The sequence below is a fragment of the Oceanobacillus indicireducens genome (assembly GCF_014647195.1).
GTDB classification, from domain to species: Bacteria; Bacillota; Bacilli; order Bacillales; family Amphibacillaceae; genus Oceanobacillus; species Oceanobacillus indicireducens.
In genome coordinates this window covers 15,238-41,786 of sequence record NZ_BMOS01000012.1, presented here as the reverse complement: position 1 = coordinate 41,786, position 26,549 = coordinate 15,238, and the positions used below count along the sequence as shown (strand labels likewise).

The window sequence follows — 26,549 nt, the reverse complement described above, 5'->3', positions numbered from 1 at the left end:
GATATGTTTGATTTAATCTTAATTATATTACTTCTACTCGGTCTGTTTATTGGCCTGAATAGAGGGTTTATTTTACAGCTTTTTCATTTAATAGGCTTTATAACAGCTTTTATTATCGCGGCAAGGTACTATGATGACTTAGCTATTCGGTTGGAACTTTGGATTCCATACAAGGAACTAAGTGCAAATATCTGGCCTGAATTCCTACAAGGGTTACCGATTGAAATGGCATTTTATAATATCATTTCATTTGCAGTTTTATTTTTTGCGGTAAAAATAATCTTGCAGATTGTTGCAAATATGCTTGATTTTGTTGCGGCAATCCCGCTTATTAAGCCGGTGAATAAGATTCTTGGTGCAGTTTTAGGTTTTTTGGAAATTTATTTAATTGTGTTTGTCCTTCTATATGTACTTGCCTTAACACCAATTGAGACTGTACAATCATATATTAATAATTCATCGTTGGCTTTACTCATACTGGAGCAGACTCCATATTTCTCCAATAAAGTGTTTGACTTAGTAAAAGTGTATTTATAAGAGCGGTTCGTCGTATTAGTATTGCTACTGGATTACATGTACAATAGTAGTAAACGATACGGAATCGGTCTTTTTTTATTGAAATAACAATAAAGCAGGTGAATGGATTGCTCGTAAATAAGAAAGATGTTATTCGTTTATTAGAACAAATTGCTATTTACTTAGAATTAAAGGGTGAAAATCCGTTTAAAATATCAGCCTATCGCAAGGCTGCCCAAGGATTGGAAACAGATGAACGATCACTTGACGAAATTGAAGATATGACGAAAATAAAAGGAATTGGAAAAGGGACAGGCGCAGTCATTACCGAATTCATGAAGGAAGGAAAATCGACAGAGCTTGAGAAATTGCAGGAAGAGGTTCCGTCTGGATTAATTCCCCTTCTCCAGCTGCCAGGACTTGGTGGCAAGAAACTTTCTAGATTATATAAAGAGTTAAATATTGTCGATGCGGATAGTTTGCGAACTGCATGTGAAAATGGGGAGGTCGAAAAGTTATCTGGTTTCGGGCCTAAAACAGTGAAGAATCTACTGACAGCGCTGGACGAAGTTGGAAAACGCCCGGAACGTCTTTCGATTGCAGTAATGCTGCAAATCGCTGGGAAAATAGAAAACTATTTGAATGCTATAGATTCGATTACCCGCTACTCGATTGCAGGTAGCTTAAGACGAATGCGTGAAACAATTAGGGATATCGACTTTATTATTTCAACAGATGAACCGGAGAAGGTACGTGAAGCACTACTGTTACTCCCTACAGTAAAAGAAGTGATTGCTGAGGGGGATACAAAGGTGTCTGTTACACTGGAAGAAGAATATGATATCAATGTCGATTTCCGTCTTGTGAAGGACGAGGAATTTACAACAACACTTCATCACTTCACAGGTTCGAAGGAACATAATGTAGCGATGCGCCAATTGGCGAAATCCCGTGGAGAGAAAATTAGTGAATATGGAGTTGAAGTAGAAGCAACGAACGAAATACTCACATTCCCTGATGAAAAGGCATTTTATGAACATTTTGGTCTTCCTTATATCCCGCCTGAAATACGAGAGGGAACGACAGAACTTGAACAGTTTCAAGAGACCCGGGAATTGATTGAACTAGAAGATATCCGCGGAGATTTACATATGCATACGACGTGGAGCGATGGCGCACAAAACTTGGAAGAAATGGTTCTAAAGGCTATGGAGAAAAGCTACGAATATATTGCCATCACGGATCATTCTAAATTCCTTCGGGTAGCGAATGGATTGAACGAAGAACGTCTTCGGAAACAATGGGAGGAAATTCAGCTATTAAATGAAAAATATCCTGATATTCATATTTTCACCGGGGTTGAGATGGATATTTTACCAGATGGAACTCTTGATTTTGAGGACTCCTTTTTAAAAGAACTGGATTTCGTGATCGCGTCCATTCACTCAAGCTTTAACCAAAGTGAAGAAAAAATGATGGAGCGATTATATCAAGCACTTGAAAACCCTTATGTAGATATGATTGCACATCCGACCGGAAGATTACTAGGACGCCGGGACGGCTACCGGGTCGATATGGAAAAGTTGATCGAAAAAGCGAAAGAAACAAATACAGCGCTTGAAATCAACGCCAATCCGAATCGACTCGATCTTTCAGCAACACATGCAAAAATGGCTCAAGAAGCTGGAGTAAAGCTGATTATTAATACCGATGCCCATAGCTATGAAACACTCGCATTTATGGAGTTTGGAGTCCGAACCGCCAAGCGGGGCTGGATTCAAAAAAGTACGGTATTGAACACTTTACCTCTAGCAGAGCTTAAAGCTTATTTAGATCGAAATAAATAGAGGTGAAGTAAATGAACGAACGTGTACTTCATGTACTCGAGTTTGATAAAATAGTCGAACAATTAAAGGAGCAAGCAGAAACATCACTTGGCAAGGAAAAGGCTGCACATATCTTCCCTGAAACAGATCTAGACAAGGTGAATCGGCTTCAGGAAGAAACGGATGAAGCGGCTCAAATTTTGCGCCTCAATAAGGTGATTCCCTTTGGAGGAATCCGTAATATCCGGGAGAGCCTAAAACGCAGCGTAATCGGTGGCGTCTTATCTGCCTCGGAATGCCTTGATATAGCGAATACAATGTATGGTGGAAGACGGGTGAAGGATTTCCTTGAAGATTTGGAAGAAGAGATTCCAATCTTGAAACAATTCGCAGAAGATATTGCTCCAATGCGTGAGATGGAGCAGGAAATCCGCCGTGCCATCGATGAAAATGGAGACGTACTTGACAATGCATCAAGTAAATTAAGAAGTATTCGTTCTCAGATAAGAACATTTGAGGCAAGTGTCCGAGAAAAATTAGAAGGGTATACGAGATCTCATGCGAAGATGCTTTCAGACGCTATTGTTACAATTCGTAATGACCGGTATGTATTGCCTGTGAAGCAGGAATACCGGGCACAAATCGGGGGAATCGTCCATGACCAATCCTCCTCCGGCCAGACCCTTTTTATGGAACCTCGGGCAGTGGTCGATTTAAATAATAAATTGCAGCAAGCAATCCTAAATGAAAGACAAGAAATTGAACGAATTTTAACAGAGCTTTCGAACCAAATTGCTGGAGTAGAACCAACGATTTCCAGCAATTTAGAATTACTGGCTACGATCGACTTCATTGCAGCAAGGGCAAAGCTTGCAAGCAAAATGAAAGCAAGTAAGCCGCGGATGAATGATAAAGGGATTATTAAGATGAAACAAGCCCGCCATCCGCTCATCCCAGATGATGAGGTTGTCGCTAATGATATTGAAATCGGTGAAGAATATACGGCAATTGTTATTACAGGACCGAATACAGGGGGGAAGACTGTTACATTAAAAATGGTTGGCCTCTGTACATTAATGGCCCAATCTGGTTTACAAGTCCCAGCCTTTGATGATTGTGAGCTTGCCGTTTTTCAAACTGTATTTGCCGATATTGGTGATGAGCAATCGATTGAACAGAATCTAAGTACATTTTCTTCCCATATGAAAAATATCGTTTCGATTATGGAAGAAGTGGATGACGCGTCTCTTGTACTCTTTGATGAACTAGGCTCAGGTACAGATCCGAGTGAAGGAGCTGCACTTGCTATGGCCTTGCTTGATGAAGTGATCGCTCGTCGGGCGCGGGTCATTGCTACAACACATTATCCAGAATTGAAAGCTTATGGCTATAATCGCGATCATGTCATTAATGCGTCGGTTGAGTTTGATGTCGAATCATTAAAGCCGACATACCGTCTCTTGATTGGTGTTCCAGGAAGGAGTAATGCATTTGAAATATCAAGACGTCTCGGATTACAAGCAGAACTTATTGATAAGGCAAAAAGCTTAGTTGGCATCGATTCAAAAAGTGTTGAAAATATGATCGCATCACTTGAAAAGTCGCAAATCGCTGCGGAAAAGCAGTATGAGGAAGCTCATGAAATTTTACTTGAGAGTGAGAAAATGCGGGACGAGATAGAAAAAGAGTGGCAAACTTTCGAGCGGAAAAAAGAAGAACTTTATAGAAAAGCAGAAGAAAAAGCGGAGAAAGCATTAAAACAAGCCAGGGAAGAAGCGGAAATCATTGTAGAAGAAATCCGTAATATGAAAATGAATGCTGGATTGAAGGAGCATGAGTGGATAGAAGCAAGAAAAATGCTAGAAGAAGCACAACCGCAATTAACCAGTAAATCAAGTTCCTGTAAACAAGAAATATCGGAAGAGAATCGACCGTTGGCACCAGGAGATGATATTAAATTGCTTACGGTCAATCAGCAAGGTGTCGTGCTGGAACAATTAAATGAGCAAGAATATATGGTTCAAGTTGGGATCATGAAAGTAAAGGCAAAAAGAAAAGACTTGCAATATGTTGGGAGACAGAAGCAGGATCCAGAACGGACCGTAGCGACCATCCGAGGTTCCAATGCTCATGTAAAGACCGAACTCGATCTTAGAGGTGAACGGTTTGAAGATGCGCTTCATCGTCTTGAGAAATACGTTGATGATGCTCTCCTTGCCGGTTACGGCAAAGTAACGATTATCCATGGGAAAGGAACCGGCGCACTTCGTTCAGGTGTACAAGATTTTGCTAAACAACATCCAGCAATATCATCTGCGCGTTTCGGCGGCAGTGGTGAAGGTGGCAGCGGGGTCACTGTTTTGGAACTTAAATAAAAAAGGGGGGATATCCGTATGAATGGTTTTTGGGAAAATATTATCGTCATTACAGCAGCAAGATATAGTGTTGTTGTATTATGTACGCTTATATTTCTAACTGTATTTGAACTGGTAACATCCTATAAGAACTGGGAAGAGATTCGTAAGGGAAATCTTGCCGTAGCAATGGCAACAGGCGGGAAAATCTTTGGCATTGCTACGATTTTCCGCTATTCCATCGAGCATAATGATTCCTTGCTGCAGACGATTGGCTGGGGAACATTCGGATTTGTTCTGTTATTAACTGGTTATTTTGTTTTTGAATTTCTTTTACCAACAATCAAAGTAGATGAAGAGATTGGGAAAGGAAATGTGGCAGTCGGATTGTTATCGATGATCTTTTCCATCGGAATTGCGTTTGTCATAGGTGCGAGTATTGGATAGAAAGGGGAAGCGGAATGGTTTTTGAACGGTTAGCAAAGATTTTAATTGGTGTAGCGATTGCATTTTTACTTGTCGGTTTATATTATATTTTTAAGTAAATTAAAAAAATATCCTGATTTAGATAAATAAAATTTCTAAAAATAGAAATTAATCGATATAATGATTATAATAGAGAAAAAGGAGGAGATAAAATGGAAGCAACAAAAAATTGGTATGCTCATTATCCGGAAGAAATACCGCCCAGCATCCAATATGATGAGAAGCCGTTAGATTCCTATCTCGCGGAAAGTGCTTCTCGCTACCCAGAAAAGAAAGCGCTTTATTTCATGGGGAAAGAGTTGACCTATCAAGAGTTGTATACACAAGCAAAGCAATTCGCGAATTATTTACAGTCCCTTAAATTAAAAAAAGGTGATAGAGTTGCAATTATGCTCCCGAATTGCCCGCAGGCTGTAATTAGTTATTATGGTATCCTGATGGCAGGGGGGGTTGTTGTACAGACAAATCCGCTTTATACAGAGAGAGAGCTCGAGTACCAGATAGCCGACTCTGATGCAAAAGTGATAGTTTGTCTAGACATACTCGTGCCAAGGGTAAGCAATGTACAAGAGAAAACAAATTTAGAGCATAAGATTGTAACCGGCATCAAAGATTATTTGCCATTTCCGAAAAACTTGATTTATCCATTTATACAGAAGCGCGAGTACAACATGGTAGTGAAAGTAGAGCAGAGTCCGGATACCCACGTATGGGAAAGTATAATGAAGACCGCTAAAGCCGAATATAAAAAAGTCAAAATCAATCCTAAGGAGGATCTTGCTCTCCTGCAGTATACCGGTGGAACAACGGGCTATCCGAAAGGCGTCATGCTTACCCATTATAACTTAGTTGCTAATTTACAAATGTGTGAAGCTTGGCTTTATAAGGCTGAGCAAGGGAAAGAAGTCGTTCTTGCAGTACTTCCATTCTTTCATGTATATGGCATGACGACAGTAATGAATTTCGGTGTAAAGCAAGCGTCGAAAATCATTCTGATGCCGAAATTTAATCCAGAAGATGTCTTGAAAGTGATTGATAAACAAAAGCCTACCTTATTTCCTGGTGCACCAACGATTTATATCGGCTTGATTAATCACCCTGATATTGAGAAGTATGATTTATCCTCAATTAGAGCGTGCCTAAGTGGTTCTGCACCACTTCCGCTTGAAGTGCAAGAGCAATTTGAAAGACTTACTGGTGGAAGGTTAGTTGAAGGTTATGGGTTGACTGAAACATCCCCAGTAACCCACGCTAACCCCATTTGGGGAAATCGGATAAATGGTAGTATCGGTCTCCCGTGGCCTGATACCGATGTTAAAATTGTTAAGACCGGTACAGATGAAGAAGTAGAAATTGGTGAAGTCGGTGAGTTGGCTGTAAAAGGACCACAAGTGATGGTCGGTTACTGGAAAAATGAAGAAGAAACAGCCAACGCCCTCCGTGACGGTTGGTTTTATACAGGTGATATGGGTTACGAGGATGAAAACGGTTACTTTTATATTGTTGACCGGAAGAAGGATATGATTATAGCTGGCGGTTATAATATTTACCCACGGGAAGTCGAGGAAGTCCTCTATGAACATCCGGCCATCCAAGAATGTGCAGTAGTGGGTGTACCTGATCCGTATCGCGGCGAAACGGTTAAAGCATTCATCGTTCTTAAAGAAGGGAAGCAAGCGACAGAAGAAGACCTGAATAGGTTCTGTCGTGATAATCTTGCAGCCTACAAAGTCCCTCGCAGGTACGAATTCCGTAAAGAACTCCCAAAAACCATAGTTGGTAAAATTCTCAGAAGGCAACTAGTTGATGAAGAGGTCAAACAGCAAGACGAACAAATCGAACCAGTATAATTCAAGAAATCTTTGCAAAAACATTGACACTTAACAGGTAAACGAATAAAATGGAATTATGAATGAACAGTCATTCATAATTCCATTTTTTATACAGCAATCACGCCCTAAATCAGCTAGGCACAATTTTGAGAACTTAAAGATTAGCTAACCACTTTCATTCAGCGTAAGTGTTTTGCTCGTTTATTTAATTTAGCGCTCTAATCGCCGTTCAGTTTCCCGGCGGACGGATGCTTTCCGCGGGCTCCGCGCTGAGCCTCCTCGGAAGAAAAGCACTTCCTGCGGGGTCTCATCGTCTCCGATTTCCCGCAGGAGTCACCGTCCTCCGGGAAACTGAACTGGTAGGGATGATTATTATGAATGGAAATTATCACCCTAAGATCAGCGTTCTATTCCTAAAATGAAAAATAGTGTTCCACATTTGGCTTTCCCCTCGGAGCAGTCCAGACACCTTGAGACTCCTGCAGGAGGAAAGGCATAGGTGAGACCCCGCAGTACGCAAAGCGTACGAGGAGGCTCACCAGCCGCCTGCGGAAAGAGAGAGGTGTCTGGACTGCGGACCTCCAGGAGAAGGTTACACTTACGCTGAATGAAAGTAATTGTCTTTGATTTTATATGAATGAAAAGCTAGAAACATGTTAAGGAGAAAACAATGAAGAGCAATAAGCCAAAATACCAACAGATTATCGAAGCTGCAGTTAAAGTAATTGCAGAAAATGGTTATCATGCATCACAAGTTTCAAAAATCGCGAAAGAAGCAGGCGTAGCCGATGGAACGATTTACCTATATTTTAAGAATAAAGAAGATGTGCTCGTTTCCGTTTTTGAAGAGAAAATGGGGCAATTTATAGACAAGATTGCCAAGGCAACGAGTGAGCAAGCTAATGCCAATGATAAATTGAAAGTTTTAATAGAAATGCACTTTAGTCAATTGGAAGAAAATCCTGATCTCGCTATCGTCACCCAACTAGAATTAAGACAATCCAATTACTCTTTGCGATTACAAATCAATAATGTGTTAAAGGCCTATTTACGTGTCATTGATGAAGTTATTGAAGAAGGGATGAAAGACAAACAATTCCGTAGCGATATCAATCCAGCACTCATCCGGCAAATGATTTTCGGAACGCTTGACGAAGTAGTGACGAATTGGGTGATGAAGGATAGGAAATTTACTTTAGTCGATCAGGTGGATGAGGTACACAAATTTTTAACAAATGGTTTGAAGGCTTAATAAAACGCCGTTTAACGATAATAACTCGAATAAAAAAATAGGATGATACATTATTATTCGAGTTATTATTTTCAAAATAATCGTTTATCGATTAAGATAGAGAATATAGAGGGGGGATCATATTGACCACGATTGTAAAAAAAGTGGAAAATCAAGTGGCATACTTAACGATTCAAAGTCCACCAGCTAATGCATTGTCTAGTCAATTAATAAAGGATTTAGATGTGTTCCTTGGGGAAATTGAAGAGGGCGACAATGTGAAAGCGATTGTTATTCACGGGGAGGGCAAATTTTTCTCGGCTGGTGCTGACATTAAAGAATTCACTTCTTTGCAAGCGCATTCAGATTATGAAGAGCTTGCTAAAAATGGGCAGAAAGTGTTTCAAAGGTTGGAAGAATTCCGGGTCCCTGTTATTGCAGCAATCCACGGTGCAGCATTAGGTGGAGGTTTAGAACTTGCGATGGCATGCCATATCCGGATTGTCGGGGAAAATGCAAAGCTCGGTCTACCAGAGCTCAATCTAGGTATTATTCCTGGTTTTGCTGGGACTCAGCGTTTACCGCGCTACGTCGGAACTGCTAAAGCATATGAAATGATATTATCAGGGGAGCCGATTTCCGGCCGTGATGCGGTAACGTTTGGACTTGCTAATCGGGCAGTGTCTGACGAGAGTGTCTTGGAAGAAGCTAGAAAGCTTGGGGAAAAAATAGCTGGAAAAAGTAAGCCAACAATTAACCAGGTTATGAAACTTGTAAATTACACCCGCTCCGATAAATTCATAGCTGGTATGGAAGCTGAAGCAGAGGCCTTCGGAACTGTATTTGGCTCCGAAGATGCAAAAGAAGGCATTCAAGCATTTATTGAAAAGAGAAAACCTAATTTTAAAGATAAATAAAAAGTATAAGAGGAGGAAGCAAGATGGATATTTATGTACTATTAAAAAAGACCTTTGATACAGAAGAAAAAATTAATCTGGATGATGGAAGAATCGATGAGGAGGGTGCAGAATTCATCATTAATCCTTATGATGAGTACGCTGTGGAGGAAGCAATTAAACAGCGGGATGAGCACGGAGGGGAAGTAACCGTGATTACAATCGGGGATGAAGACTCTGAAAAACAATTACGAACTGCCCTCGCAATGGGAGCAGATAAAGCCGTCCTCATCAATACAGAAGATGATTTGGATGAGGGAGACCAATATACAACAGCCAAAATTTTGGAAGCGTTTTTTGAAGATAAAGAAGTGGACTTAATATTAGCAGGAAATGTTGCGATTGATGAGGCGAGTGGCCAAGTTGGTCCGCGTCTTGCAGAAGCTTTAGGCATCCCATACGTTACAACAATTACAGATCTATCGATTGACGGGGATAACGTTCGGATTGAAAAGGATGTGGAAGGAGATGTAGAGACGGTTGAAACGACCTTACCTCTCCTCGTTACTTGTCAGCAAGGTTTAAACGAACCACGTTACCCATCTCTTCCAGGAATTATGAAGGCGAAGAAAAAGCCGCTTGAAGAATTAGAACTGGATGATCTTGATGTAGATGAAGACGATATTGAACCGAAAACGAAGACAGTTGAAGTATTCCTACCACCTGAAAAAGAAGCGGGGAGGGTTCTGGAAGGAGAGATCCAGGATCAAGTGAAAGAACTTGTCACATTGCTGAGAAATGAAAAGAAAGTACTTTAAGCGAAAAGGATAGAGAGAGGGGAAGAAGAATGAGTAAATTACTAGTAATTGCAGAAGGTAGAGACGGTGCTTTACGTAACGTATCATTTGAAGCGGTTGCAGCAGCGAAGGCAATCCATGCGGATGCTGAGATCGTCGGCATCGTTTTAGGAAAAGAAAATCTGGAAGAGCAAGCCCAAGAGCTGATTTATTATGGCGCAGATCGCGTTGTTACTATAGCGCATGAAAAATTAGAAAACTATACCTCAGAAGGTTATGGTCAAGCCGTGCTGACGGTAATAAATGATGAATCTCCAGATGGCATCGTAATGGGACATACATCCATTGGGAAGGATTTGACACCGAAGCTCGCTACCAAGTTGGATACTGGATTAGTTTCCGACGTTGTGGCAATTGAAACAAACGGCGACCGAGTAGAGTATGTTCGACCAATTTATTCTGGTAAAGCCTTCGAAAAGAAAATTATTACAGATGGTCTAACTTTTGTAACGATCCGTCCAAATAACATCGCAAAGCTTGAACGTGATGAAGCAAGGACTGGTGATATAACAGCAAAAGAAGTGGAAGTAGCTGATATTCGTACCGTTATCAAAGACGTTGTCCGAAAAGCAAGCGAAGGGGTAGACTTGTCCGAAGCAAGCGTCGTTATCGCAGGCGGACGTGGTGTCAAGAGTGCGGAAGGATTTGACATATTATATGAACTTGCGGATGTCCTTGGTGGCGCGGTAGGAGCGTCCCGTGGGGCATGTGACGCGGAATACTGTGATTACTCTCTTCAAATCGGGCAAACCGGTAAAGTCGTTACTCCGGACCTTTATATTGCAGTTGGTATATCCGGAGCAATCCAACATTTGGCGGGGATGTCAAACTCGAAAGTCATCGTAGCGATTAATAAAGATCCAGAAGCAAACATATTTAATATCGCCGACTACGGAATTGTAGGAGACTTATTTGAAGTGATACCATTACTTATTGAAGAAATTAAAACGGTTAAAGTATAATGTGAAAATTAGCCGGGACATGTTTCTTGTCCCGGTTCTTTCTTTCAATTTTTTTAAAAACGAATAAGCAAAAAGCTAGGAAGTAAATAATAAGGGTGTTATACTTCTATTTAAGTAGGTTGAATGATCACGGTGCAATCGTTCCTAAAACATCTGCCTTAAATATAGAGAGGTTAGCCGAATTTATTTAGGCGGGTCATACTGGACGCTACCACCCTGATTAGCTCATCTAGCATTCAGTTGGAGATGGCCAAAAGCTCCACTGAATGAAGTTTCGTTTTTATCAAAAGGAGGAAATGTTAATGGCAATTGAACATGTAACAGATCAAAATTTTGCTGAGGCAACCGCTGAAGGTTTAGTTCTCGTTGATTTTTGGGCACCATGGTGCGGACCTTGTAAAATGATTGCTCCAGTATTAGAGGAAATTGACGGAGAAATGTCCGATGATGTAAAAATTGTTAAATTAGACGTCGATGATAACCAAGAAACTGCAAGTAAATTTGGTGTCATGAGCATCCCAACACTATTACTACTGAAAGATGGGGATGTAGTTGACCAAGCAATTGGCTTCCAGCCGAAAGAAGCACTAACCGAATTAATTAACAAACATCTCTAATTCATGTAAAATTATATAGTAGAGAACCGAAATCCCTTGTTGTTTTCATAACAAGGGATTTTCTAAACTTAAAGGAATGATTGTCATGAATAACATCATTAAAAGGAAGCTGGAAATACTCCCGGCAAATCCAGGTTGTTACCTGATGAAAGATAAGCAGGGAACGATCATTTATGTCGGTAAATCTAAAAAATTGCGTAATCGTGTCCGTTCTTATTTTACAGGAGCTAATGATCAGAAAACCCAACGATTGGTTCAAGAAATCGTCGACTTCGAGTATTTTGTCACTTCTTCAGAATTAGAAGCACTCATTTTAGAAATGAATTTAATAAAAAAATATGATCCGAAATATAACGTCATGTTAAAAGACGACAAATCCTACCCCTATTTAAAAATCACAGCTGAAAGACATCCCCGTCTATTGATTACGAGAAAAATTAAAAAGGATAAAGGGAAATATTTCGGTCCGTACCCGAATGTTATTGCAGCACGGGAAACGAAGAAACTGCTCGATCGAATTTACCCTTTGCGTAAATGCAATAATCCATCAGGTAGGCCGTGTTTATATTATCACTTGAACCAATGTAAAGCATGTAGTAAAACACCGCCGACTGAAGAGGAATATGCCAAAATCGTTCAAGAAGTGAGCTCGTTTTTGCAAGGTGGTTACCAGGAGATTAAAGGGAATTTAACAGAGAAAATGTATGAAGCGAGTGAAGCGCTGAACTTTGAAAGGGCGAAAGAACTGCGAGATCAAATTCAGCATATCGATGTTGTCATGGAGAAACAGAAAATGACAATGGCCGATAAAACGGATCGTGACATATTCGGGTACAGTTACGATAAAGGCTGGATGTGTATTCAGGTATTCTTCATGCGCCAAGGTAAGTTGATTGAACGGAATGTAACAACTTTTCCTTTTTATGATGATCCAGAAGAGGCGTTCACTAGTTTTATTGGAAGATTTTATTTACACCAAAATCATTTGAAACCGAAAGAAATTCTAATGCCAATTGGTACAAATAACGAATTGATCAGTAAGTTGTTGGAAGTCCAGGCACATACCCCTTTCCGTGGCAGGAAGAAAGAACTTGTTGAATTAGCGATGAAGAATGCAACGATCGCCTTAAATGAGAAGTTTCTTTTAATTGAAAGGGATGAAGAACGGACGATTATCGCAACAGAGAAGCTTGGTGAGATTCTTAATATTGAAACGCCTTATCGCATTGAAGCCTTTGATAACTCGAATATCCAAGGCACAGATCCAGTTTCCGCGATGATAGCTTTTGTAGATGGTCGGCCAAGTAAAAAGGATTACCGCAAATATAAAATTCGAACAGTTGATGGTCCTGATGACTATGAAACGATGCGTGAAGTAATCCGAAGAAGGTATACGCGCGTACTTAAGGAAAATCTACCACTGCCTGACTTGATCATTGTTGATGGTGGAAAAGGCCAAATAAGCGCGGCGACGGATGTGCTCGAAAATGAATTAGGCCTTGATATACCAATAGCCGGTTTAATAAAAGATGAAAGACATAAGACAAGTGAACTACTCTATGGCTCGCCGCCAATGATTGTTCCACTTGAGCGACAATCTCATGAATTTTATCTTGTCCAACGGATTCAAGATGAAGTGCACCGGTTCGCAATTACGTTTCACAGGAATCTGCGCAGTAAGGGATTATTCCAATCTTCTCTTGATGGTATTCCAGGTGTCGGTGAAAAACGGAAAAAGTTATTGCTCCGACATTTTAAATCAATCACGGAGCTGAAAAAAGCGTCGGTCACAGATATTACTAAACTGGGAATTCCATCGAACACGGCCCAAGAGATCATCAATCATTTAAATGAAATAGATGCACAGGAGAAAGAAGAAACGGAAGAAAAAACGAATTCATAATACAGATCTTCATTCAAAGAGCTCTTTTCCCATGAAATTTGCTTTCGTGAATTATGGCGTTAGTCCGTTATCTTCTGGCTGTATAACTTAATAAATTTCCCTGTTGGCAGGGAGGTTGCACCACTATGAAAATACGCACTGCTCTCGTATAACAGTACGAAGAAACAGTGCGTATTTTTAATTTGTGTAAAACACAGTGAATTGGATTTGATGGATGCGGCGATTAATCTCTTCTTTGCATTCACATTCTATTCCATCAATCATTTGTACAGCTTCCGCTAGAAAGCCTGCTTCCAAACGGAAATCTGCTTCTAGTGGACCTTTTAAGCGCAATACGACCGAGTCAGAGAGAAGATGAAATATTTTCTCCTGTTTTTTTTCTTTTACGAGTTCCATTTTGCCGATACCTAACATTTCAAAGATATATGTAATATCATCTATAGAATTTATTTCAAATTTCCTTGCAAGATTTTTCCCCATGAAATAAAGCAATGTAGGTGCCTCGTTGCCTAATAGATCAGGAAGCGCGAGATAACGAAGGATATCAAACCCTGCACCGGATGTCTGTAATTCTTCAAGTTGAGAAATCGGGATCGTCGTCAGCTGCTTACTCATTTCTGTCACCCTTTCCATCATAGACTGTCAATATACTAAACTATCATAAATAGACTTTTATTTATTATACAATACATAAATACAGCGAACCAGTCATAACTGGAGTTAGGATAATTACGTGCTGCTGCGAGTCCGCAGTTACGATAGTTCTCCTTAAATTAGGATGTCTGCTACCGTATTACGCTTTCTGCGAGATTCGCGCTAAGACCCGACACATCGGACGTGCTAATGCAGACGTTGCCATATACGAGAGCGTGCATTCTTAGTCTGCCTCGAAAGAAAAGCGTTTCCTGAGAAGGCTCATCGTCTTCGGATTCCTTACTGAGTCTTTTTTAAACGCAAATTATTTTAAGTTTGGTATAATTAAACTATGGGAGTTTTTGGAAGGTCCAAGCTGCTTACTTCGAAATTGTTAGAAATAAAATCGTTTTCTTGACGGTTTATAAACTAAGAAGTACAATAAAAGTGTTACAATTTTGTATCATTTTAGAGGTTCATGTAGAAATAAGTAGAACCTATTAAACTAAAATGATAACTAAATATGAAATTATTAACCTACAAGGGGGGAAAAACATGGCGGGGCAACGTGATTTTTACTGGAGAAGGTTACATTCTTTACTAGGTGTTGTTCCAATCGGAATATTCTTAGTCCAGCACTTAATAATTAACCACTTTGCCGTGTATGGAGAAGAAAGCTTCAATAAAGCAGCAGGTTTTATGGGAGGGCTTCCATTTGTCATATTACTGGAAATCTTTGTGATCTACCTGCCGATTCTTTATCATGCAGTATTAGGGGTATACATAGCATTTACTGCAAAGAATAACGTAGCGAAATATGGATTCTTCCGCAACTGGATGTTCAAGCTGCAACGCTGGACAGGAATTATTACATTAGTATTCATTGCATGGCACGTATGGGAAACACGCGTCCAGATTGGACTTGGAAATGCTGAAGTAAACTACAGCTTAATGGAAGGAATTCTTTCCAGTCCATTTATGTTCTGGTTCTACATAATCGGTGTAGTTTCAGCTGTATTCCACTTCGCTAATGGTCTGTGGAGCTTCTTTGTAACATGGGGTATTACGCAATCACCGAAATCGCAGCGTGTGTTGACATATGTAGCACTCTTCATTTTTATCGCGGTCAGCTATATCGGTGTAAGAACATTAATTCAGTTTGCGTATGGTGTGTAAAAGTAAGTAATTAGAGGAGTGAGTCAAATAAATGAGTAATCGTAAAGTTGCTGTAATTGGTGGTGGTCTAGCAGGATTAATGGCTACAATCAAAGCAGCAGAAGCAGGTGTGAAAGTTGATTTATTTTCAGTTGTTCCTGTAAAACGTTCTCACTCTGTATGTGCTCAAGGTGGAATTAATGGAGCGGTTAATACGAAGGGTGAGGGAGACTCACCATGGCTTCATTTTGATGACACGATATACGGTGGAGACTTTTTAGCTAATCAACCACAGGTAAAGGCAATGTGTGAGGCGGCTCCGGGGATTATACATATGTTTGACCGGATGGGAGTTATGTTTAACCGTACACCAGAAGGCCTGCTAGACTTCAGACGTTTTGGTGGTACACAAATGCATCGTACTGCATTTGCCGGAGCAACTACGGGGCAACAGTTATTATATGCATTGGATGAACAAGTCCGTCGTTATGAAGTAGAGGGACTTGTTACAAAGTTTGAAGGATGGGAATTCCTCTCAGCGATCATCGACGAAGAAGGTGTCGGTCGGGGAATTGTTGCTCAGGACATTAAATCACATGAAATTCGAGCATTTCGTTCTGACGCTACTATTTTCGCAACAGGTGGTCCTGGTATCATCTTTGGAAAATCAACGAACTCGATGATAAACACTGGTTCAGCTGCAAGTATTCTTTATCAACAGGGAGTCAAATATGCAAACGGAGAATTTATTCAAATTCACCCGACAGCAATTCCTGGAGATGATAAATTGCGCTTGATGAGTGAATCTGCTCGTGGAGAAGGTGGACGAATCTGGACATATAAAGACGGGGAGCCTTGGTACTTCCTGGAAGAGAAATATCCAGCTTATGGAAACCTTGTACCGCGTGATATTGCTACAAGAGAAATCTTTGATGTTTGTGTGAACCAAAAGCTTGGTATTAATGGAGAGAACATGGTTTATCTTGACCTCTCGCATAAGGACGCAAAAGAACTTGATATTAAGCTTGGTGGAATTATAGAAATCTATGAAAAGTTCGTTGGAGAGGATCCGCGTAAAGTTCCGATGAAGATATTCCCAGCAGTTCACTATTCGATGGGCGGACTTTGGATTGATGAAAATCAAATGACAAATATCCCAGGAATTTTTGCAGCGGGAGAGGCTGATTATTCCCAGCACGGTGCGAACCGTCTAGGTGCAAACTCGCTGCTATCCGCAATTTACGGAGGTTCTGTTGCAGGCCCGAAAGCGATTGAATATATTGACGGACTTGATAAACATGCAGAAGACATTAGTGACCAACTCTTTGACGAGAAAGCTCGAGAAGAGCAAGCGAAATTCGATGAGCTATTAGGCATGGATGGGACCGAAAATGCTTATGTGTTGCATAAAGAGCTAGGTGAATGGATGACGGACAACGTAACTGTTGTACGAGAAAATGAAAAGCTGCTTCAAACAGATGAAAAAATTCAGGAGTTACAAGAACGCTGGAAGAATATCAATATTAATGATACTTCTCGTTGGAGTAACCAAGGAGTCATGTTTGCGCGTCAGCTGGATAGCATGTTGCATCTTGCGCGTGTTATTACTATTGGTGCCTTTAAGCGTGATGAAAGCCGCGGAGCACATTACAAACCGGCATTCCCTGAACGTAATGATGACGAATTCCTGAAGACAACAATCGCGGAGTTTGACAGCAAGAATGTGGAACCGATTATTAGTTATGAAGAAGTTGATGTGTCATTAATCAAGCCTCGTAAACGTGACTACACAACTACACACTAAGGGGGAGAATACAAGATGGCTGAAAAAAGTACAGTTACATTTATTATAACTCGTCAAGACAGTCCAGACTCTGAACCCTACGAAGAAACGTTTCATGTTCCATACCGTCAGAATATGAACGTTATTTCCGCGTTAATGGAAATTCAACGGAATCCGGTGAATGCAAATGGGGAAGAGACATCACCGGTTATGTGGGAGATGAGTTGTTTAGAGGAGGTATGTGGTGCCTGTTCGATGGTAATTAATGGTACCGCAAGACAATCATGTGCAGCGTTGGTTGACCAGTTGGAGCAGCCAATCCGCTTGGCACCAATGTCGACTTTCCCGGTTGTACGTGATTTAATTGTCGACCGTGAGCGGATGTTTGATGCATTGAAACAAGTGAAAGCTTGGGTTCCAATTGACGGAACGCATGATCTTGGACCCGGTCCAAGAATGCCGGAGAATAAACGGCAGTGGGCGTATGAACTTTCAAAATGTATGACGTGTGGTGTTTGTTTGGAGGCCTGCCCGAATGTTAACGACAAATCCGACTTTATCGGACCGGCGGCTCTTTCACAGGTGCGCTTATTTAATGCCCACCCAACAGGAGCAATGCATGCAAGTGATCGATTAGAAGGTTTGATGGAGGATGGCGGTATCAGCGGCTGTGGTAACTCACAAAACTGTGTACAAGTATGTCCGAAAGGCATCCCGCTTACTACTTCGATTGCAGCAATGAACCGTGCAACAAATCTGCACGCCTTCAGAAGCTTCTTTGGCAGTGACAAAACATTATAAAGTGAAACTTAATAAGTCGGGGGGTATTTTATCCCCACTTATTATTAGTTGAACAAACTGGAGTATAGGGCCCGTTAACTTCCATCAAAACTCCTTTGGTAGACTTTTTGATGTGGGAGTTTTACGGACGATTGTACTGGGATGAAATAAAGCGAATGGTCCTTACCTATGTAGGCGAGGACCATTCCGTTATTTAAGGGGGAGCATTGCGATGAAGGGAATAGATTACATAAATGATTTGGAGACATGGCGTTCCGAATTTTCTTTTTCCATACCGATAAAGGTACGTTTTTCCGAAACGGATTTATATGGTCATGTCAATAATACGTCCGTTTTCATCTATTTCGAAGAGGCGCGAATTGAGTTTTTGCAATCTTTTGGCTCATTTAGGGATTTGGATCAAAAGAAACGAGGGTTTGTTGTCGCTGACCTCCAATGTAATTATCTCAAGCAAATGTTTTTCAATGAAACGATAGATTTCTATGTTAAAGTGGAAACAATCGGTACAACATCCATGGACTTACATTATATGGCGGTTAATAATCAAGGTGAAATAACGGTAACGGGAAGAGGTCGTGTCGTTATGATGGATTTTACAACGAACAAAGCCTGGGCGATTCCCGAGGAAATGAAAGCAATGCTTGCAGACAAAAATCATGTACGCTAAATAGAGGAAACCGACTTTCTATGAAAAGGAAGTCGGTTTTTTAAAACTCTATGTATCTTTTAAAACAGATTCAATCTTATATTAATCTTCAGGAGTTGAAACGGTTTGAAACGGTTAAGCCATGTTCGGCGAATACTTTTTTCGCGACAGAAAGTGCATGCAGCACACTAGGGAATCCTGTATATGGAATGAGATGTATAATTCAACCGACAATCTCTTCCGGTGTTAGACCAACAGATAATTTTACGGACTGTATACCCCCCACCTTCACATGTTGAGCTTCCCTCATGTTTAGAGATGGGGGTATTACAGACCGTTAGTGCTTGATAAATTAGACCGACTTCCACTAAATGAAAGTCGGTCTAAATTACAGCTTAAGTTCTCCCATACGAAGAAGCTCAACGACTGCCTGTGAACGCCCCTTTACCCCCAGTTTCTGCATCGCGTTTGAAATGTGATTTCTCACGGTTTTTTCCGATATAAACAGTTTCTGGGCTATTTCTTTTGTTGTCATATCTTGTACAAGCAGTTCAAATACTTCCTTTTCTCGCTTCGTTAATAATTGCTTCGGTTTATAGTTGCTGTCCTTCAAATTATAACCCCTCCTTGCTCTTGATAGAGCTGCTTTTTGAAGGGAATTATTTAGTCATTATAGCTTATGAACGGAAAGGAATTTAGTGCGTGGTAAATGACCTATTTTAAAGCCTTTACTCCGTAGATAAGTAGCATATTTACTATGCTACAGATGAAAATTTGGTATACTAGTCTAAGGTGTTTATTCAAATTTGAAATTAGAGTGTAAGGAGGTTGCCGAATGGAGAATGAGATTGCTTCATCAGAACCCATCGTTAAAATTGAAAAAAGATTACGTTATATATCTGGAATGATCAAACAAAACGGCAGGAAGATTTTACATAACTATCCCATAACCTCTCCGCAGTTTGTAGCCCTCCAATGGTTATTGGAAGAAGGCGATTTGACGATTGGAGAGCTTTCAAATAAAATAAGTCTTGCTTTTAGCACAACGACCGATCTTGTAGACCGAATGGAGAAGAATGAACTGGTTGAACGAATCAGGGATAATAAGGATCGACGGGTAGTGAGGATTCATTTATTAGACAAGGGAAAAGTGATTATCCATGAAGTAATTGAAAAGCGTCAGGAATATTTACGGGAAGTTCTCGCCGGCTTTACCACGGAAGAAGAAACAGTATTAAATGAAATGCTTGATTCATTGTATGATCGAATGAAGCAAGTAAATGAGAAATAGTAGATAAGGAATGAACGAAAAGTGGACAGACCAATAGGAGTAATTGATTCAGGTGTAGGCGGTTTGACCGTAGCACTTGAACTTATGAGGCAACTGCCAAGAGAGAAATTAATTTATCTTGGGGATACGAAACGCTGCCCATATGGACCAAGAACGAAAGAAGAAGTTCAGCAATTCACTTGGGAAATGGTGAATTTCTTATTAGAAAAAGAAATTAAGCTGCTTGTAATTGCCTGTAATACAGCTACAGCCTATACGATTGATGATTTAAAAGATAAATTAAATATTCCGGTGATCGGTGTCATCAATCCGGGGGCAAGAGCAGCGATTAAAGCAACAAACAATCAAGAAATTGGCATTATCGGGACAGAAGGTACAGTGAAAAGTGGCGCTTATCCGGAGGCGTTAAAGCGAATCAATCCAGAACTTCATGTACAAGCGCTTGCCTGTCCATTGTTTGTGCCACTAGTGGAAAGAGGAGTCTTTTCAGGTGAGGAAGCAAGAACAGTTGTACAGACAACGTTAGAACCTTTAGTGGAAGATAATGTGATGGATACATTAATTTTAGGGTGCACGCATTATCCTTTATTAAAACCGCTGATCCAAGATGTAGTTGGTAACAAGGTTGCGGTGATTTCTTCAAGTGAAGAAACAGCAAGGGAAACAAGTGCTATACTTGAAATTAAACATTTGCATAATAAATCAGGCGTGCAACAGGTACATGAAATTTATTCTACAGGGGATATGGAATTATTTAATTGTATTGCAACCAAAATTTTCCAAAGTGGTATCCAGCAGCAATTTAAAATTAAACGAGCAGTCATTGAAAAAGATTAGCGCCTAGCTAGTCTTTTTTAATAGGAATTCCCCACTGAATGAAGTTTCACTTTATCTTTAACTTACGTATTAACATTTTATTTTTCGGTAAGATGGTCTATTTTCACATGATAGCTCGTATATATTGTAGTACAAACCATCGCAGGGAGGTATTGCATGAAAGCGAGTCGATTATTAATTCCAGGTGTATGTGCGTCATTATTGTTACTGACAGCCTGTTTCCAAGGGGAGCAGTCTTCTGTTGAAATCGATCCACCAGAAAATGCAGAAGCAGTGAATGATACAGCAAACAATGATCAAACGGAGGTAGAGGACGTCGAAGCGGATGAGGAAAACACTGAAGAGGCTGCAGATATGATTGCCCGCCAGCTATATTTGATTGATGAAAACGGCATGGTCGCCTCACAAATAATTGAATTGCCATTGCTTGATTCAAATGAAGTTGCAACCCAAGTATTAGAGTATCTAGTTGATGATGGACCGGTAATGGATCTACTGCCAAATGGTTTTCGTGCGGTTTTACCCGCAGGAACGGAAGTACTTGGTTTAAATCTTTTAGAGGACGGGACAATGGTTGTAGACTTTTCCAAGGAATTTGAAGAGTATGCCGCTGAAGATGAAGTGAAAATACTTGAAGCGATTACACATACTTTAACACAATTTGATAGTGTAGAACGGGTTCAACTTTGGGTTAATGGCCATCCACTGGATGAAATGCCGGTAAATGGTACACCGATTGGGAAAGGTTATTCGCAGGCACATGGAATTAATGTTATGCAGAATGACACGATTGATTTTATTAATAGCGAGGCAGTAACAATGTATTACCCTGCAAGTGATCAGGAGAATCGTTATTATATCCCGGTTACTCAATATGTAGGTGCTGAGAATGAAGAAGAAATGTTTGAAGCGATTGTCACTTCTTTAATGGAAGGTCCAGGCTTTATGGCAAATGTGACTCATGTATTCAATGATGAGGCAATGCTCGTGAGTGAGCCTGTCCTATCGGAGGGTGTGTTGGAACTCACCTTTAACGAAGCGATATTAAAAGATGTAGAAGAAGCAGTTATTGCCGACGAAGTGATGGAGACGATTGTCCGAACATTAACAGTACAAGATGAAATTGACGCTGTGGATATTAAAGTGGAGAATAAGGATGTTATTGCAAATGAGAACGGGGAACCATATAGTGACCCTGTTACTGCGGACTTCTTTGTTCCAAGTGAGAAGCTTTAATAAAAGGATTCCGAAGCTGGGGGATGCCCTGGCTTCTTTTTGTTTTATAGCATGTCAAATACTTTTTAAAGTTTTTGAGCAACCTTAATAACCATTATTTCATACATAGGGAAACTATAAAATAAAAATACAGTGGATTATTAATCTGCAACTTTTGTAGGAATGATGATTTTTCTTTCGGGAAAAGTATGGTAAGCTTGATTTGACGAATGAGGAGGATTTTTACATGAGAAATGATGGAAGAAAAATAAATGAATTAAGACCTATTAAAATGGAAAAAGATTATATTATGCATCCTGAAGGTTCAGTATTGATCGAAGTGGGGAATACAAAAGTAATCTGTAATGCAAGTGTTGAAGACCGAGTACCACCATTTATGAGAGGGCAAGGGAAAGGTTGGATTACTGCTGAATATGCGATGCTTCCACGGGCAACAGAGAAACGAAATATCCGGGAGTCCTCCAAAGGGAAAGTCACGGGGAGAACGATGGAAATTCAACGACTCATTGGACGTGCATTACGTTCCGTTGTTGATTTAGAAGGGTTCGGTGAGCGCACGGTATGGGTAGATTGTGATGTCATTCAAGCGGATGGTGGGACCAGAACTGCTTCCATTACCGGAGCCTTTGTGGCGATGACACTCGCGATCGGAACTTTACTGGAAAAAAAGCAAATCAAGTCCTTGCCTGTAAAAGATTATCTAGCAGCGGCATCAGTCGGAATACTATCATCTGGAGAAGCGGTTCTTGATTTAAATTATGAGGAAGATGCCGATGCAAATGTAGATATGAATATTGTAATGACTGGTGCAGGTGAATTTGTGGAAATCCAAGGTACAGGAGAAGAGGCCACATTCTCGAAGAATGAGCTCTTTACCATGTTGGATTTGGCTGATGAAGGTTTACAACAGTTATTTGAGTTACAGAAAGAAATACTGGGGGAGCTTGGAGAATCAATTGGAAGCGGGCAAGTGGCGCAGGGTGAGGAAATTTAAATGAAAGAAATCATTATCGCAACTCGAAATAAGGGCAAAGTCAACGAATTTATCGATTTTTTTAAACCCTACGGTATTAAGGTGCAATCCTTGCTGGAAATTGCTGAACAACTCCCGGATGTTGAAGAGACTGGGGATAGTTTTGCAGAAAATGCGACACTTAAAGCGGAGCAAATTGCAGAGTTGTTGAATCGTCCTGTTCTAGCAGACGACTCCGGTCTCGTCGTTGATGCGCTCCATGGTGCTCCGGGAATTTATTCCGCCCGTTATGCCGGAGAGGAAAAAAGTGATGAAGCAAATAATCAAAAGCTACTCAAGAATTTGCAGGAAGTTCCGCAAGATAAGCGAACAGCAAGATTTGTTTGTGTACTTGCAATCGCCGTTCCTGGTGAAGAAACAACGCTTTACAGGGGTGTCTGTGAAGGGAAGATAGCGCTTAATCCCAAAGGGACGAATGGTTTCGGCTATGATCCACTGTTTATCCCTAATGGATATCAACAAACGATGGCAGAATTAAGCTCTGCTGAAAAAAATCAGATAAGCCATCGAAGTAACGCAATAAAACAATTGAAAAACTGGGAAAAGCTAACTTGAGGTTAAACATCCTCTTTACATGAAAAAGGACGAACAGAGAGGGAGATGCAGCATGACGAAAGTTTTAATTGTCAGTGATAGTCACGGACTAGCAGAAGAGCTATCGGAAATCAAAGAAAGGCATGAGGTTGATTATCTCATCCATTGCGGAGATTCTGAGCTTGATATCGACTCCGGTCCAATGGAAGATTTTTATAAAGTAGCAGGGAACTGTGACTTTGACAACCGTTATCCGATAGAGCAAACTATGGAGATTGATGGCTTAAACTTCCTCATTGTTCACGGGCATCTGCATAAAGTGAATTATGGTTTAACCGCACTTTCATTACGTGCGCGGGAAGCGAATGCCGATGTAGTTTGTTTCGGCCATACACATGTCGCTGGTGTTGTACAGGAAGGGGAACAGCTATTTATTAATCCAGGCAGTATCTATCAGCCAAGGGGTGGGATGCAAGAGAAAACTTATGCTATTTTAGAATGGGATACAGGTCAGCAGGATATAGCTGTGAAGTTTTATACCCTCACTGGCGAACATTATAGAGCGTTGGATTATCCGAAGAATACTTGATGCTTCAATAGCTTGCTAAGGAATTTAGTTTCTTGGCGAGCTTTTTTTAAATTAGAGTAAGATGTTTCGAGGTGAGGACAAATAACTCATTTTACAAAGCCTATAACCCATTCGTATCGTCTGTATTAGTATGTCGAGACTTGCAGACGTCTCCAGAATGCGAAGCGGTACAATGGAAAAGAGAAATAGTACGTTACAAAAATCTTTTAAAATAGGTATTGACATTTTATGTGAAACTGCTATAATAAATCTTGTTCGCTTCTAAAACATACTTTTACATAATGAATTTTTAAAACTAAATAAATAAGCAACCTGCGGGTGTAGTTTAGTGGTAAAACCTTAGCCTTCCAAGCTGATGATGAGGGTTCGATTCCCTTCACCCGCTCCATGTCCCAATAGCTCAGCTGGATAGAGCAACAGCCTTCTAAGCTGTAGGTCGTAGGTTCGAATCCTACTTGGGACGCTTTTCAAACAGCAAAAGAGAAACCTAACTTGTTTTAGGTTTCTCTTTTGTATTATGATAAGATATATATACTTTTATCTACTTGCTTGCGCTTTCGAACCAGATGAAACAACTCCTCGATTGGATGAACGGAACTAAACTGTAGCAGAGAATGCAAAAAGCTGCTTTTTTTCTTTCTCTTCACCACGGTGCTACCGTCCATAGAACTTCTGCCTTTAAGTGGGGGAATTATGTAGGTGGGAGATAATGGATGCTAACACCCTGATCATTCAACTACATCCCGCCGGAGAAGAGTAAACTTCCCGCTGAATGAAGTTTCATTTTATGTTTCATATTCAATTGGAAGGGTAAAACTATTTATTAAGTCATTCTCATATAAAATGAAACAAAAGGAGGAGGTGACCTGAGAAAAATGAAACCTGGGAATATCATTTTGTTTCCAAAATGGCAAAAAGTGTTAGAAGAAGAAAGTGTTGCAGCAATTAAAGAAAAGAAATTCGAGGATGCTTTAGAAAAATTAGATAACCTATTAAGCTATGACGTGAAAAATCATGATATTTATACCGGTAAATTAATCTGCTTAATGGAACTGGAACGTTATAAGGAAGCGCAAGAACTCTGTGAATCTTTAATAGAAGAAAAAGATTCCCACTACTATCAATACATACATATTTATTTAACATTATTATTCCAAACAGATCAGTATGATACATTAATTGATGTAGTATCTGTGGAATTAGAAAGCGGAAACGTACCAAATCATTTGCAAGAACCATTTAAACAGCTCTACACGATGAGTGAAAAAATGCGGCTGAATGTGGAACTGGAGCGTTCGAATGTTTTTCTGAATGCACTCTATGATGCTGTTCACCAAGATAATCATATCGAACAATGGAGACTTATTGACAAACTCAGTAAAACGACAATCCAACCAAATGAGAAAGTGATTTCGTTGCTTGTAAATGAACATATCCATCCGCTTGTCAAAACAGCCATCTATTTATGGTTGAAGAATTTAGGAGTAGCAAAACCAATAGAAGTACATAAGTTTGGTATTCAGATGAAGATGACGCCAAGTGAGACGCCGGAGGTTAATGAAAGTGCAATCGCGAAAGAAATTGCTACCGAGATTAAGAAAATAGAGCAAAGCAATCCATCACTATATGAGGTGATGAATACGCTTTTAGAACATTATCTCTATGCGCTCTATCCGATTACACCATCAATTGATGAATCATTTTATATCGCGGAAGCATTATTTCAGATTGGGAATGACTATTTAAACATCGCCGTGTCCACATCAGAACAGGCAGAGGTAGATAAGTATATCCAAGAAATTAAAACAACCGATCTATTATATGCAAGTATTATTGATGATTAGGAACAAAGGCGCAAGCGCCCTTACAGGCTAAAAACGCGACGTCCTGTCGCAACGCCTGTACTAGCACATCCTGTGCGTCGTAGCAACGTACAAACTGTGCCTCCCAGGACGGGAGGTAGTTCGATGTTGCCCCAGGACGGGGCGAACTTAATCGAACTTCCCTTTTACGAAAGATTTGCTAGTTGCTGGGCGCTGGAGCCGGACGTGGCTGGCCCTTGACACCTATGTTATCACAGCATTTTTAATTTATAGTTTCTTATACAGGAACAAAGGCTTGAAAGACCTCTCAATTATGGTATAATGATTAAGTTGTAAAAATTGAAAACGAACCCTAAAAAAATGTTATTAAGTTAAACAATAGATGTTGGAGGTAATTAATAATGACAGCGAAATGGGAAAAACAAGAAGGAAATAAAGGGATTTTAACATTTGAAGTTCCTGCTGAAGAATTTGATCAAGCATTAGATCAAGCATTTAAAAAGGTAGTAAAAGATGTACAGCTTCCAGGTTTCCGTAAAGGAAGAGTTCCGCGTGGATTATTTGAAAAGCGTTTCGGAGTAGAATCCCTTTATCAGGATGCAGTAGATATCGTATTACCAGAAGCTTACTCAAAAGCAGTTGACGAGGCGGATATTTTCCCAATCGAACAGCCGAGTGTAGATATCGAACAAATCGAAAAAGGGAAAG

The 26,549-nt window shown here is 40.2% G+C and carries 25 protein-coding genes, 2 tRNA genes and 1 pseudogene; 25 read left to right on the top strand and 3 right to left on the bottom strand.

Annotated elements, in window-relative coordinates; genetic code table 11:
* The first annotated feature begins 3 nt into the window (after positions 1 to 3).
* From IEX94_RS09985 to uvrC, 11 genes are all read left to right on the top strand, one after another.
* On the top strand, positions 4 to 537 hold the full coding sequence (locus tag IEX94_RS09985; RefSeq protein ID WP_188857047.1) for a CvpA family protein: 534 nt from the start codon (positions 4 to 6) through the stop codon (positions 535 to 537).
* 107 nt (positions 538 to 644) lie between these two features.
* The gene (gene polX, locus IEX94_RS09980; protein ID WP_188857046.1) at positions 645 to 2,363 is read left to right on the top strand and encodes a DNA polymerase/3'-5' exonuclease PolX; all 1,719 of its coding nucleotides are present in this window, start codon (positions 645 to 647) and stop codon (positions 2,361 to 2,363) included.
* Positions 2,364 to 2,374: 11 nt separating this feature from the next.
* On the top strand, positions 2,375 to 4,717 hold the full coding sequence (locus IEX94_RS09975; RefSeq protein WP_188857045.1) for an endonuclease MutS2: 2,343 nt from the start codon (positions 2,375 to 2,377) through the stop codon (positions 4,715 to 4,717).
* Positions 4,718 to 4,735: 18 nt separating this feature from the next.
* The gene (locus IEX94_RS09970) at positions 4,736 to 5,143 is read left to right on the top strand and encodes a DUF350 domain-containing protein (RefSeq protein ID WP_188857044.1); all 408 of its coding nucleotides are present in this window, start codon (positions 4,736 to 4,738) and stop codon (positions 5,141 to 5,143) included.
* Positions 5,144 to 5,334: 191 nt separating this feature from the next.
* Positions 5,335 to 7,032, top strand: a complete 1,698-nt coding sequence (locus IEX94_RS09965) for a long-chain-fatty-acid--CoA ligase (protein ID WP_188857043.1) — start codon at positions 5,335 to 5,337, stop codon at positions 7,030 to 7,032.
* Between the two features lie 652 nt (positions 7,033 to 7,684).
* A complete protein-coding gene (fadR, locus tag IEX94_RS09960) occupies positions 7,685 to 8,266 on the top strand; it encodes a fatty acid metabolism transcriptional regulator FadR (RefSeq protein WP_156857858.1) in 582 nt (193 codons plus the stop codon).
* 122 nt (positions 8,267 to 8,388) lie between these two features.
* Positions 8,389 to 9,162, top strand: a complete 774-nt coding sequence (locus tag IEX94_RS09955; RefSeq protein WP_156857859.1) for an enoyl-CoA hydratase — start codon at positions 8,389 to 8,391, stop codon at positions 9,160 to 9,162.
* A 23-nt stretch (positions 9,163 to 9,185) separates the two neighbouring features.
* Complete coding sequence (locus IEX94_RS09950) at positions 9,186 to 9,959, top strand: electron transfer flavoprotein subunit beta/FixA family protein (RefSeq protein WP_156857860.1); 774 nt, start codon at positions 9,186 to 9,188, stop codon at positions 9,957 to 9,959.
* Positions 9,960 to 9,988: 29 nt separating this feature from the next.
* Entirely contained in the window at positions 9,989 to 10,960 is a 972-nt protein-coding gene (locus IEX94_RS09945; RefSeq protein WP_188857042.1) for an electron transfer flavoprotein subunit alpha/FixB family protein, read from the top strand.
* Positions 10,961 to 11,262: 302 nt separating this feature from the next.
* Positions 11,263 to 11,577, top strand: coding sequence for a thioredoxin (gene trxA, locus IEX94_RS09940; protein ID WP_156857862.1), 315 nt, complete (start codon positions 11,263 to 11,265; stop codon positions 11,575 to 11,577).
* Positions 11,578 to 11,662: 85 nt separating this feature from the next.
* Positions 11,663 to 13,480, top strand: a complete 1,818-nt coding sequence (gene uvrC, locus IEX94_RS09935; protein ID WP_156857863.1) for an excinuclease ABC subunit UvrC — start codon at positions 11,663 to 11,665, stop codon at positions 13,478 to 13,480.
* Positions 13,481 to 13,657: 177 nt separating this feature from the next.
* Here uvrC and IEX94_RS09930 read toward each other — a convergent pair whose 3' ends face one another.
* Positions 13,658 to 14,095, bottom strand: coding sequence for a YslB family protein (locus tag IEX94_RS09930; RefSeq protein ID WP_188857041.1), 438 nt, complete (start codon positions 14,093 to 14,095; stop codon positions 13,658 to 13,660).
* Positions 14,096 to 14,668: 573 nt separating this feature from the next.
* Here IEX94_RS09930 and IEX94_RS09925 point away from each other — a divergent pair.
* The 4 genes from IEX94_RS09925 to IEX94_RS09910 all read left to right on the top strand — a co-directional run bounded on the left by IEX94_RS09925 (position 14,669) and on the right by IEX94_RS09910 (position 18,519).
* Positions 14,669 to 15,289, top strand: a complete 621-nt coding sequence (locus tag IEX94_RS09925) for a succinate dehydrogenase cytochrome b558 subunit (protein WP_156857865.1) — start codon at positions 14,669 to 14,671, stop codon at positions 15,287 to 15,289.
* 31 nt (positions 15,290 to 15,320) lie between these two features.
* Positions 15,321 to 17,072, top strand: coding sequence for a succinate dehydrogenase flavoprotein subunit (gene sdhA / locus IEX94_RS09920; RefSeq protein ID WP_188857040.1), 1,752 nt, complete (start codon positions 15,321 to 15,323; stop codon positions 17,070 to 17,072).
* 15 nt (positions 17,073 to 17,087) lie between these two features.
* Positions 17,088 to 17,852, top strand: coding sequence for a succinate dehydrogenase iron-sulfur subunit (gene sdhB, locus IEX94_RS09915; protein WP_156857867.1), 765 nt, complete (start codon positions 17,088 to 17,090; stop codon positions 17,850 to 17,852).
* Between the two features lie 211 nt (positions 17,853 to 18,063).
* The gene (locus IEX94_RS09910) at positions 18,064 to 18,519 is read left to right on the top strand and encodes an acyl-CoA thioesterase (RefSeq protein ID WP_156857868.1); all 456 of its coding nucleotides are present in this window, start codon (positions 18,064 to 18,066) and stop codon (positions 18,517 to 18,519) included.
* 88 nt (positions 18,520 to 18,607) lie between these two features.
* Here the strand turns inward: IEX94_RS09910 and IEX94_RS19770 are convergent.
* Both IEX94_RS19770 and IEX94_RS09905 read right to left on the bottom strand, forming a co-directional pair.
* Positions 18,608 to 18,760: pseudogene (locus IEX94_RS19770) on the bottom strand (carboxymuconolactone decarboxylase family protein); the annotation flags it as partial.
* Positions 18,761 to 18,886: 126 nt separating this feature from the next.
* Positions 18,887 to 19,111, bottom strand: coding sequence for a helix-turn-helix domain-containing protein (locus tag IEX94_RS09905; RefSeq protein ID WP_156857869.1), 225 nt, complete (start codon positions 19,109 to 19,111; stop codon positions 18,887 to 18,889).
* Positions 19,112 to 19,333: 222 nt separating this feature from the next.
* On the opposite strand from IEX94_RS09905, the gene IEX94_RS09900 reads away from it, so the two are divergent.
* The 10 genes from IEX94_RS09900 to IEX94_RS19765 all read left to right on the top strand — a co-directional run.
* The gene (locus tag IEX94_RS09900) at positions 19,334 to 19,789 is read left to right on the top strand and encodes a MarR family winged helix-turn-helix transcriptional regulator (RefSeq protein WP_156858027.1); all 456 of its coding nucleotides are present in this window, start codon (positions 19,334 to 19,336) and stop codon (positions 19,787 to 19,789) included.
* Between the two features lie 21 nt (positions 19,790 to 19,810).
* Positions 19,811 to 20,626 (top strand): glutamate racemase, encoded by an 816-nt coding sequence (gene racE / locus IEX94_RS09895; RefSeq protein WP_156858026.1) that lies wholly within the window; start codon positions 19,811 to 19,813, stop codon positions 20,624 to 20,626.
* Between the two features lie 156 nt (positions 20,627 to 20,782).
* Positions 20,783 to 21,862, top strand: coding sequence for a GerMN domain-containing protein (locus tag IEX94_RS09890; protein ID WP_156858025.1), 1,080 nt, complete (start codon positions 20,783 to 20,785; stop codon positions 21,860 to 21,862).
* Between the two features lie 226 nt (positions 21,863 to 22,088).
* Positions 22,089 to 22,856, top strand: a complete 768-nt coding sequence (rph, locus tag IEX94_RS09885; protein WP_188857039.1) for a ribonuclease PH — start codon at positions 22,089 to 22,091, stop codon at positions 22,854 to 22,856.
* Entirely contained in the window at positions 22,857 to 23,450 is a 594-nt protein-coding gene (locus tag IEX94_RS09880; protein ID WP_156858023.1) for an XTP/dITP diphosphatase, read from the top strand.
* A gap of 52 nt (positions 23,451 to 23,502) precedes the next feature.
* Positions 23,503 to 24,018, top strand: a complete 516-nt coding sequence (locus IEX94_RS09875) for a metallophosphoesterase (RefSeq protein ID WP_156858022.1) — start codon at positions 23,503 to 23,505, stop codon at positions 24,016 to 24,018.
* 314 nt (positions 24,019 to 24,332) lie between these two features.
* Positions 24,333 to 24,406, top strand: a tRNA-Gly gene (locus IEX94_RS09870).
* Between the two features lies 1 nt (position 24,407).
* A tRNA-Arg gene (locus tag IEX94_RS09865) sits at positions 24,408 to 24,481 on the top strand.
* Positions 24,482 to 24,893: 412 nt separating this feature from the next.
* Complete coding sequence (locus IEX94_RS09860) at positions 24,894 to 25,862, top strand: tetratricopeptide repeat protein (protein ID WP_156858021.1); 969 nt, start codon at positions 24,894 to 24,896, stop codon at positions 25,860 to 25,862.
* Between the two features lie 380 nt (positions 25,863 to 26,242).
* Positions 26,243 to 26,549 (top strand): trigger factor family protein (locus IEX94_RS19765; protein ID WP_229782660.1); only part of this gene is annotated, 307 nt, incomplete at its 3' end.